Annotated in this window: 7 protein-coding genes; all 7 read left to right on the forward strand. The window is 68.3% G+C overall.

Translation table 11 applies throughout. From position 1 onward, the window contains the following. Window positions 1-128 precede the first annotated feature (128 nt). Window positions 129-1253: a cellulose binding domain-containing protein gene (locus ABZV40_RS45615; protein ID WP_355456370.1), complete on the forward strand. Its 1125-nt coding sequence runs from the start codon at window positions 129-131 to the stop codon at window positions 1251-1253. Window positions 1254-1489: 236 nt separating this feature from the next. Continuing rightward, the gene (locus tag ABZV40_RS45620; RefSeq protein WP_355456371.1) at window positions 1490-3430 is read left to right on the forward strand and encodes a glycoside hydrolase family 44 protein; all 1941 of its coding nucleotides are present in this window, start codon (window positions 1490-1492) and stop codon (window positions 3428-3430) included. 121 nt (window positions 3431-3551) lie between these two features. Continuing rightward, a complete protein-coding gene (locus ABZV40_RS45625) occupies window positions 3552-4253 on the forward strand; it encodes an expansin EXLX1 family cellulose-binding protein (RefSeq protein ID WP_355456372.1) in 702 nt (233 codons plus the stop codon). Between the two features lie 272 nt (window positions 4254-4525). Then, window positions 4526-5944, forward strand: coding sequence for an endo-1,4-beta-xylanase (locus ABZV40_RS45630; protein ID WP_355456373.1), 1419 nt, complete (start codon window positions 4526-4528; stop codon window positions 5942-5944). A gap of 31 nt (window positions 5945-5975) precedes the next feature. After that, window positions 5976-7487, forward strand: a complete 1512-nt coding sequence (locus ABZV40_RS45635; RefSeq protein WP_355456374.1) for a non-reducing end alpha-L-arabinofuranosidase family hydrolase — start codon at window positions 5976-5978, stop codon at window positions 7485-7487. A gap of 323 nt (window positions 7488-7810) precedes the next feature. Beyond that, window positions 7811-8611, forward strand: a complete 801-nt coding sequence (locus tag ABZV40_RS45640; protein ID WP_355456375.1) for a family 16 glycosylhydrolase — start codon at window positions 7811-7813, stop codon at window positions 8609-8611. 29 nt (window positions 8612-8640) lie between these two features. Further along, on the forward strand, window positions 8641-10379 hold a 1739-nt coding region (locus tag ABZV40_RS45645; protein ID WP_355456376.1), incomplete at its 3' end, for a glycoside hydrolase family 3 N-terminal domain-containing protein.

Raw genomic sequence — 10379 nt, forward strand, 5'->3', positions numbered from 1 at the left:
CCCCGACGAAGCCGTTTTGCTGGTGGATGAAGGGCGCCTTCATCCACCTGAGGTCGATGAAGGCGCCCTTCATCCACGACGCGAGCGCTCGGCCCTGCTCACCACGATCAACAAAGGAGTTGTTCGCCATGCGTGTTCGAACCCTCCGTCCGGCGGTGTTGTTGCTGGCCGCCGTCACGGCCGTGACGGGACTGGTGGTGGCACTCAGCCCACCCGAGGCCTCCGCCGACACGACGATCTGCGAGAAGTTCGGCTCGACCAAGATCCAGGGTGGCCGTTACGTCGTCCAGAACAACGAGTGGGGCGCGAGCGACGGCCAGTGCATCAGGGTCTCCGACACCGGATTCACCATCACCTCCGGCAACCACAACGTGCCGACCAGCGGAGCGCCCGCGTCCTACCCGGCGATCTACGCGGGCTGCCACTACGGCAACTGCTCCAGCGGGAGCGGGCTTCCCTTGCAGGTCAACGGGTTCGGCTCGCTGCCCTCCAGCGTCTCCTACACCACGGCCGGCGGTTACTGGGACGCCGCCTACGACCTCTGGTTCGACCCGAACCCCAACCAGACCGGGCAGAACACCGGTGCGGAGCTGATGATCTGGGGCAGCCACCAGGGTCCGCCGCAGCCGATCGGCAGCAAGGTCGGCACCGCGTCCCTCGCCGGTGCCAACTGGGACGTCTGGATCGGCAACATCGGCTGGAACGTCATCTCCTACGTCCGTCAGCAGACCACGAACTCGCTGTCGGTGAACCTCGCCGACTTCACCGGCGACGCGGTGCGCAGGGGCCAGGTACAGACCTCCTGGTACCTCACGAGCGTGCAGTTCGGGTTCGAGCCGTGGCAGGGCGGGCCCGGCCTCGCGGTGAACTCGTTCTCGTTCTCCACCTCAGGCTCCAACCCGAACCCCGACCCGAACCCGAACCCGAATCCCAACCCCGGTCCCACCTCCTGCCGTGCCACGCACAAGATCACCAACTCGTGGCAGGGCGGGTTCACCGCCGAAGCGACGATCACCAACACCGGGTCGTCGGCCGCGAGCAACTGGCGGTCGACCTGGACCGTGCCGTCCGGTGTCACGGTCACCAACGGCTGGAACGCCACCGTGTCGCAGAGCGGCTCGACGGTCACGGCCACCGCGCCCGGCTGGAGCCCCGACCTCGCACCCGGCCAGAGCGTGACGGTCGGTTACCAGGCCAACGGCCAGGCGGGGGCACCGAGCGGCTTCACGCTCAACGGCGCGCAGTGCTCCTGACCTGACGCCGTTCCCCTTCTCCCGCAGGCCGTTCGTGCCACCCGCCCGGTGCGCACGGCCTGCGGGTCCCTCGCCTGCCCAAGTTCTCCGAATTCGGGTGAACGCATTTCCCGGTGCACGCGCCGATCATTCGATTCGAATGTGGTCGAAGCACCTGTGAATTACTTGACCCGCCTCTGGTTTCGCACCAGCGTCACATGCAGGAATTCGACGCAATGACGCGGAAGGAAGGTTCTGTGGCGAACAATCGGCGATTACGGAGGCCAAGATCGCTCACGGCCGCCGGTGCGGCGACGTGCCTGGTCGCGGCGACGTTCACCGTCCACACGAGTGCGGCGGTGGCGGCGACCGCCGGACCGGCGCTGTCGGTGGACACCTCCGCCGCCCGGCACGCGATCAGCCCCGGCATCTACGGCCTCAACGGGGGCGATCCGGCGTTCAACGCCGAGATCGGCCAGACGGTGGCGCGCTGGGGCGGCAACGCCTCCAGCCGGTACAACTTCAAGAACCACACCTACAACACCGGCAGCGACTGGTTCTTCGAGAACATCGTCGCCGACGACGCGCACTCCCTCGAAGGAGTCGTCGGCTCGAACCTCGGCCGCGGCGTCAAGCCGGTCGTCACCGTGCCCATGGTCGGCTGGGTCGCGAAGGACTCGCCCTCCTCGCACCCGTTCACCTGCGGTTTCCCCGCGAGCCGGTTCCCGCGGCAGGACCGGTTCGACGAATGGGACCCCGGCTGCGGCAACGGTCAGCTCGACGGCAAGAACCTCACCGGCGTGCCGACCGACAGCTCCGTTCCCGCGGACGCGGCGTTCGCGGGGGAGATGGTGTCGCACCTGGTGAGCAGGTTCGGCACGGCCGCGCAGGGCGGAGTGCCGATCTACGAGCTCGACAACGAACCGGTGCTGTGGGCCAACACCCACCGCGACGTGCACCCCGACCTCGTCTCGTACGACGAGCTGGGCGGCAAGGGCACGTCGACCGCCGCGGCGATCAAGGCCGCCGACCCGAGCGCGGCCGTCCTCGGCCCGTCCGGCTGGGGCTACTGCGAATGGGTCGCGTCCGGTGTGGACGGTTGCGGACCAGGCGCCGACTCGGCCGCGCACGGCGGGCTCAACCTGTCCCAGTGGTACCTCAAGAACATGAAGGACTACAGCGACGCGCACGGCGGCAAGCGCTACCTGGACTACTTCGACCAGCACTTCTACCCGCAGATCAGCGGGGACAAGACGCCGGAGGCCAACGCGTTGCGGCTGCGGTCGGTCCGGTCGTTGTGGGACCCGACCTACGTCGAGGAGTCGTGGATCGGCCCCGGCGGGGTCAACGCGCCGCCGCTGCAGTTCATCCGCACGATGAAGGCGTGGACCGCCCAGTACTACCCCGGCACCAAGACCGCGATCACCGAGTACAACTGGGGCGCGCTCGACGACATCAACGGCGCGTTGGCGCAAGCCGACATCCTCGGTGTCTTCGGGCGTGAGGGCCTCGACCTGGCCACGATGTGGGGCGAGCCCAAGCCGACCGATCCCGGCGCCTACGCGTTCCGGATGTACCGCAACTACGACGGCGCGGGCAGCCGGTTCGGCGACGTCAGCGTGTCCGGCACCTCGGCCGACCAGGGCCGCCTGGCCGTCTACGCGGCCGAGCGCTCCTCCGACAAGGCGCTGACCGTCATGGTCGTCAACAAGACCGGCGACGACCTGACCTCGCCGTTGTCGCTGGCCGGGTTCGACAGCGCGGGTGCGGCGCAGCGGTTCACCTACGGCCCGGCCAACCTGGGCGGCATCGTGCGCGGAGAGGATCTCCCGGTGAGCAACGGCCGGGTCGACGCGACCTATCCGGCGAACTCCATCACGCTGCTGGTCCTGCCACCGGCCGGCTGCACGGCGAACCTGCAGGTCAACGGTGACTGGGGGACCGGGCACGTCGCGACGGTGACCGTCACCAACAACCGCCGCACGACGCTGACCGGGTGGCGGGTCGGCTGGACGTGGCCCGCCGGCCAACAGGTCACCAAGTCGTGGAACACCGCGCTGAAGCAGGACGCGGCCGGCGTGGTCGCCGCGGACGCCGGGTGGAACGGCTCGATCGGTGCGGGTGGCGGCACCACCACCTTCGGGTTCCAGGCCACCGGCCCGGCGGCTTCGCCGAAGCTGACCTGCACTCCCACCTGATTCACGCCCGGCAAAAGCGTCGAGTCGATTCGACGTGAATTCTCTCCGGGGCAAATCGGATTCGTGTCACGCTCACCGGGAGTTGCCGTGTGAGGTGGAATCCGAGTCTCAGGGAGATGTCATGCTGAAACGCTGGCTGATCGCGTCCGTGGTCACCGCACTGCTGATGACCGCGGGCGCGACCGGCGCCCACGCCGATTACGCACCGCTCGCCGGAAGGATCAAACCGGGCGTCACCTACAACGGCCCGGGCACGTGGTACGACAGCGACGGTGACGGTGCGTGCCTGTTCGGGCCCTACAACGACAGAATGACCGTCGCGATGAACCAGACCGACTACGAGGCGTCGAAGGCCTGCGGTGCCTTCCTGGAGGTGCGGGCGTCCAACGGGCGGACCATCCAGGTGCGGGTCAACAACCTCTGCCCGTCGCCGTGCCGGGTCGGCCAGCTCGACCTGACCAAGGAGGCCTTCTCCCGCCTGGCCGACCCGATGGTCGGCGAGATCTCGGTGACGTGGCGGCTGCTCAGCCCCGGCATGTCGAGCGGGATCTCCCTGCGCTACAAGGACGGTTCGTCGCAGTGGTGGTGCGGGATCCAGGCGATCGACCACCGCAACCCGGTGGCACGCCTCGAGGTGCAGACGGGCAGCGGGTGGAGGGAGTTGCGGCGCACCGACTACAACTACTTCCTGTCCGAGGACGGGGCCGGATGCGGTCGTGCCATCGCGATCACGGACATCTACGGTCAGCGGCTAGTGAGCAACGCGTTGCCGATCCGTCCCGGCGTCGCCCAGTCGACGAACCTGCAGTTCGCCCAGCACTGACCGGAGTTCGGCCCTCTACAGTGGACGGTGGTGGCGAGCCCGCCACGATACCACCGTTCCCGTATGGATGTTTGCGCTAACAACCTGTTTCATCAGACGTCATACCGTTTACGGCAACAGAAGCGCCATTGCCATCCATTGGTGTGATGTGCATAGTGTTAGCGCTCACTAACTTTCATCGGCGATCGAAGGAGCTGCGCCGCTCGCGTGCGCCACGACCACATAGGACGATCATGAGCTCAGCTTCTTCCCGGCGTCGCGGAGGAGTGTTCGTGCGCACGGCCGCCTTGGTGCTCGCCGTGGCCGGTGCGGTCACGCTCGCGCCGAGCCCGGCACAGGGCGCCACCACGCTGAGAGCCGCGGCCGCGCAGTCCGGCAGGTACTTCGGCGCCGCGGTGGCCGCGCACAAGCTCACCGACGCTCAGTACACGACGATCCTGGACCGGGAGTTCGGCTCCGTCACGCCGGAGAACGAGATGAAGTGGGACGCCACCGAGCCGTCCCGCGGCACCTTCACCTTCGACCGCGCCGACCGCGTCGTCGACCACGCCCGTGCGCACGACCAGTTCCTGCGCGGCCACACCCTGGTCTGGCACGCCCAGCTGCCGGCCTGGGTGCAGGAGACCCGCGACGCGAACACCTTGCGCGACGTGATGAAGAACCACATCAACGTCCTCATGGGACGTTATCGCGGGCAGATCCACTCCTGGGACGTCGTCAACGAGGCGTTCGCCGACGGCGGCAGCGGCGAGATGCGGGGCTCGGTGTTCCGCGACGTGCTCGGGCCCGGCTTCGTCGAGGAGGCGATGCGCGCCGCGCGCTCGGCGGACCCGGCGGCCAAGCTCTGCTACAACGACTACAACATCGAGGACTGGAACTCGGCCAAGACCCAGGGCGTGTACCGGATGGTGCGGGACTTCCGCTCGCGCGGCGTGCCGATCGACTGCGTCGGCTTCCAGTCGCACTTCGGCACCACCGCCCCCGGCTCGTTCGCCACGACCCTGCAGAACTTCGCCGCCCTCGGGGTGGACGTCCAGGTCACCGAGCTCGACGTCGCGGGCGGCGCCGCCCAGGCCGACACGTACCGCCAGGCCGTGCAAGCGTGTCTGTCGGTCGCGCGCTGCACCGGCGTCACCGTGTGGGGTGTCCGCGACAGCGACTCGTGGCGGGCGCCGGACCAGGTCCTGCTGTTCGACGGCTCCGGCAACAGGAAACCTGCCTACGACGCGGTGCTCGCCGCGTTGGCCGGCGCGGGCGGTTCGGCCGTGCAGGTCGGTGTGAACTACCACCTGGTGGCCGCGCACAGCGGCAAGGTCGCGGACATCGCGGGTGTCTCGACGGCTCCGGGAGCGCTGCTGCAGCAGTGGTCCGGTGGTGGCGGGCTGAACCAGCAGTTCGACTTCCTGTCCTCCGGTGAGGGCTACTACCGCGTGCGGGCGCGGCACAGCGGGCTGGTGCTCCAGGTCGCGAGCACCGCCGCCGGCGCGGACGTCACGCAGCAACCCGGCAACGGCTCGGCGGCCCAGCAGTGGCGGGTGGTCGACCACGGTGGCGGCGCGGTGAGCCTGGTCAACAGGCTGAGCGGGCTGGCGATGGACGTCTGGGGAGCCTCGCCCGACAACGGTGCGCGCATCTCCCAGTGGACCTACACCGGCGCCCCGAACCAGCGTTTCCAGCTGCGGCGGGCCTGACCGGATCATCGCATCGCAGAAGGAGGAGCTGATGCTCGGCGGAAGCAGACGCGGGCGCCGTCCACGATCGGCCGTGATCGTCACGATCACGGCGGTGTTCGCCGGCTTGTTCGCCGGTGCCGGCACGCCCGCACAAGCGGCCACTGTGGACACCGCTTCGTGGTACGTGCTGGTCAACCGCAACAGCGGCAAGGCGCTCGACGTGTCGGCCGCGAGCACCAACAACGGTGCGCCACTTCAGCAGTGGACGCGGCACAACGGTGACAACCAGCAGTTCCAGTTCATCGACTCCGGTGGCGGCTACTACCGGTTGCGGGCGCGGCACTCCGGCAAGGCGCTGGACGTGGCCGGGTACTCGACCGCCGACAGCGCCGCCGTGCAGCAGTGGTCCGACATCTACGGGTCGAACCAGCAGTTCCGGCTGGCGGACGCGGGCAACGGGGACATCCGGCTGATCAACCGCAACAGCGGCAAGGTGGTCGAGGTCCAGAACGCCTCGACGGCCGACGGCGCGCGCGTCGTGCAGTACGCGGATCTCGGCAGGACGAACCAGCAGTGGCAGCTCGTCCGGGTGGGCGCGATCGGTTCCCTGCCCACGTCGTTCCAGTGGTCCTCCAGCGGCGTGCTGGCCGGACCGAAACCGGACTCGCAACACCCCGACGCCCTGTCGGTCAAGGACTTCTCGGTCATCCGCTACAACAACCAGTGGCAGGTCTACGCCACTACGGCGAGCCCGTCGGGCTGGGGCCTGGTCCACTACGCGTTCGGCGACTGGTCGCAGGCGGCCAGCGCGACGCACACCTACCTGGACACCTCCGGGATCGGTCCCGGCTACCGCGCGGCACCGCAGGTGTTCCACTTCGCGCCGCAGAACCTCTGGTACCTCGTCTACCAGACCTCTCCACCGACGTACTCGACGAGCACGAACCCGGCGGACCCGCGGTCGTGGTCGGCTCCGAGGACCTTCATGTCCCAGGAGCCGGACATCGTCAAGCAGAACAAGGGCAACGGCATCTGGCTCGACTTCTGGGTCATCTGCGACAACGACAACTGCTACCTGTTCTTCAGCGACGACAACGGCCACGTCTACCGCGCCCAGACGCCGCTGGGCAGCTTCCCCAACGGGTTCGGCAACACCCAGATCGTGTTGTCCGACAGCAGGAACAACCTGTACGAGGCGAGCAACGTGTACAAGGTCGTCGGCCGCGACCAGTACCTGCTGCTGCAGGAGGCGATCGGGGCGGGCAACCGGCGTTACTTCCGCTCCTACACCGCGACCGGCCTCGCCGGGAGCTGGACGCCGCTCGCCGTCGCGGAGAACGCGCCGTTCGCGGGCAAGGCCGACGTGACCTTTCCCGGCGGGGCGTGGACCCAGGACATCAGCCACGGAGAACTGGTGCGGGCGGGCAACGACCAGATGCTGACGATCAATCCCTGCCGGTTGCAGTACGTGTATCAGGGACTGGATCCCAACGCGAGTGGTGACTACATCAGGTTGCCCTATCGAATGGGCCTGCTCACGCAGACGAACTCGGCCTGCTGACGTTTGTTCTCGCGCAGGTCTCCGAACCTGCGGTCCTGCCCGTCCTGGGGGGCGGGCGGGACCGCTCCGAAACGTGTTTCGACTATTTCGACGAATTCGATGAAATTCGGCTTAGGGGGACTCGTCTGCTGTGATATCAGGTGCTTTGACCTGCGCTTACTGGGTGATTCCGCCTTCTTCTGACGGTTTGTGCGCGATTTTGGTGATGGCTTGTTCGTTCCCCGGGCGACGTGCTGTGCCGAACTGGCTCTTGTCGGCGATCGAGGTAGGGCAATAAACTTCCCAGAGCTGGATGTTAACGCTAACAACTGGAGGTTGGCGCAATGAAGCACAACCGAAGGGCTTTTCTGGCGGCCGGTGCCGCGGGAATGGCGGGTGTCGCGCTCGGAAGCCGCGCCGAAGCCGCGGTCTGGGAAAACGTTCTCTCCGGGACGTTCGCCGACTACGGCACGCTGGAAGCGGCGTGGAACTACCGCTATCCCTGGGGGTCGGACCACAACGGCACCGCGCGGATGTACGGCAGTTCGAGCGACCACAACCACGTCTACCTGGAAAGCGGCGGCGTCCTCGTGCTGAAGGCGAGCCGCATCAGCTGGGACGAGGGCAACAGCTCCGCCGACCCGCACCTCCCGATCCACTACCACTCCGGCGCGATCCACGCCAAGCAGCAGATCGTGGTGAACGACCAGTTCCCGTCCTGGGAGGTCAAGGGCGAGTTCCAGGCCCCGTCCTGGCGCGGGACCTGGCCGGCCTTCTGGCTCACCGGCGCCACGAGCTGGCCGCCGGAGAGCGATGTCCTGGAGTTCAAGGGCGACTCGCGGAACTGGTTCAACACCTACCGCAACGGCAGCGGCGGATGGTCGAACACCGTCGTGGACGTCAGCAACCCCGGTGCCTGGCACGGTTATCGCGCCTGGATCACCAAGGTGAACGCGTCCGATGTGGACATCCACTACTACCTCGACGGCAACTGGGTGGCACAGCACCGCGGCGCCGGTTTCGTCGGCAGGCCGATGTGGCTGATCATCAACCTGCAGATGGAAGGGTCGTCGGGGTCGCCGGGGCCGGCGTCGGACACGTACTACCGCGCCCGGAACGTCTACATAGGACGCGACCGCGCGTGATCCGTTCCGCTGCCGAGGAAGGCCGAGCTGTGAGCGTCAGCGAAGAGAGCGGGCAGCCGCTCTTCCGCGATCCGGGCGCACCGATCGGAGCGCGGGTCGACGACCTGCTGTCGAGGTTGACGACAGAGGAGAAGATCTCGCTGTTGCACCAGCGCCAGCCGGCCGTGCCCAGGCTGGGGATCGCGGCCTTCCGCGCGGGCACCGAGGCGTTGCACGGCGTGGCCTGGCTCGGCACCGCCACGGTGTTCCCGCAGGCGATCGGCCTCGCGAGCACGTGGAACCCCGAGCTGGTGCGGGCCGTCGGCGACGCCACCGGCACCGAGGCCAGGGGCTTTCACGACAAGGACCCCGTCGAGCACGGGCTGAACCTGTGGGCGCCGGTGGTCAACCCGTTGCGGGATCCCCGGTGGGGGCGCAACGAGGAGGGCTACTCCGAGGACCCGCTGCTGACCTCCGTGATGGGCACGGCCTACGCGAGCGGTCTGCGGGGCGACCACCCGGTCTACCTGAAGACGGCACCGACGTTGAAGCACTTCCTCGGCTACAACAACGAGACGGACCGCTGCACCACGTCGTCGAACCTGCGTGCGCGCGTGCTGCACGAGTACGAGCTGCCATGCTTCCGCGGTCCGATCTCGGCCGGTGCCGCCGTGGCGGTCATGCCGTCCTACAACCTCGTCAACGGCAGACCCGCCCACCTCTCGCCATATCTCAACGAACACCTGAGACGTTGGACCGACGACGAGATCGCGGTGGTGAGCGATGCGCTGGCACCGTCCAACGTCGCCGGGGTGCAGGCGTACTTCGAGACGCAGGCCGAGGCGCACGCCGCGATGTTGCGGGCGGGGCTCGACAGCTTCACCGACGAGGACTCGGTGCACGTCGTCACCGTCGAGCACGTCACAGAAGCCCTGCGCGCCGGGCTGATCACCGAGGCCCACGTGGACCGGGCGGTCGGCCGGGTGCTCGGGTTGCGGTTCCGCCTGGGCGAGTTCGACCCTCCCGGCGGCAACCCGTACGCCTCGATCAACCAGGACGTGATCGGCGCGCCGGCGCACCGGCGGCTCGCGCTGGAGGCGGCCTGTCAGTCCGTGGTGCTGCTGAAGAACGCCGGTGGTCTCCTCCCGCTCGACCCGGCGGCGGCCGGGCGCGTCGCGGTGATCGGGACGCACGCCGGTGTGCTGTTCGAGGACTGGTACAGCGGAACCCTGCCGTACTCGGTGACCCCGCACGACGGCATCGCCGCGCTCAACCGCGGGCCGACGACGTTCGAGGAAGGGGTCGACCGGATCGCGCTGCGCACCGCCGACGGCCGTTACCTCACCGCCGTGCCGGGACAGGCCGTGACCGCGAACCGCGGTTGCGGCGACGCCGTGGAGTTCGACCTGATCGACTGGGGGAACGGGGTCTGCACCCTGCGCAGCGCCGGAACCGGCCGGTTCCTCGCGTCCACGCCGGAAGGTCGTCTCGTCACTGATCGGACCATGCCGAGCGGGTGGAACGTCCACGAGCTGTTCGGCACCATCGGTCCGAACACCTGCGTCCTGCGCAACGTCGTGCTCGAACGTTTCGTCGCGGTGCGCGACGACGGCACGATCGAATTCGTGGCCGAGGAGGCCGACGCCACGACGTTCGAGGTCGAGGTGTGCCGGTACGGGCTCGCGCGGGGGGCCCCCCGCCCCCCCCCACCCGCCCGCGCGAGCGTCGGCAAGGGGCACCCCCCCCCCCACAAACGGGGCGTGACCCACGACCCCGCGGGCCGTGATCT

This window comes from Lentzea sp. NPDC004782 (genome assembly GCF_040609115.1).
Classification (GTDB): Bacteria; Actinomycetota; Actinomycetes; order Mycobacteriales; family Pseudonocardiaceae; genus Lentzea.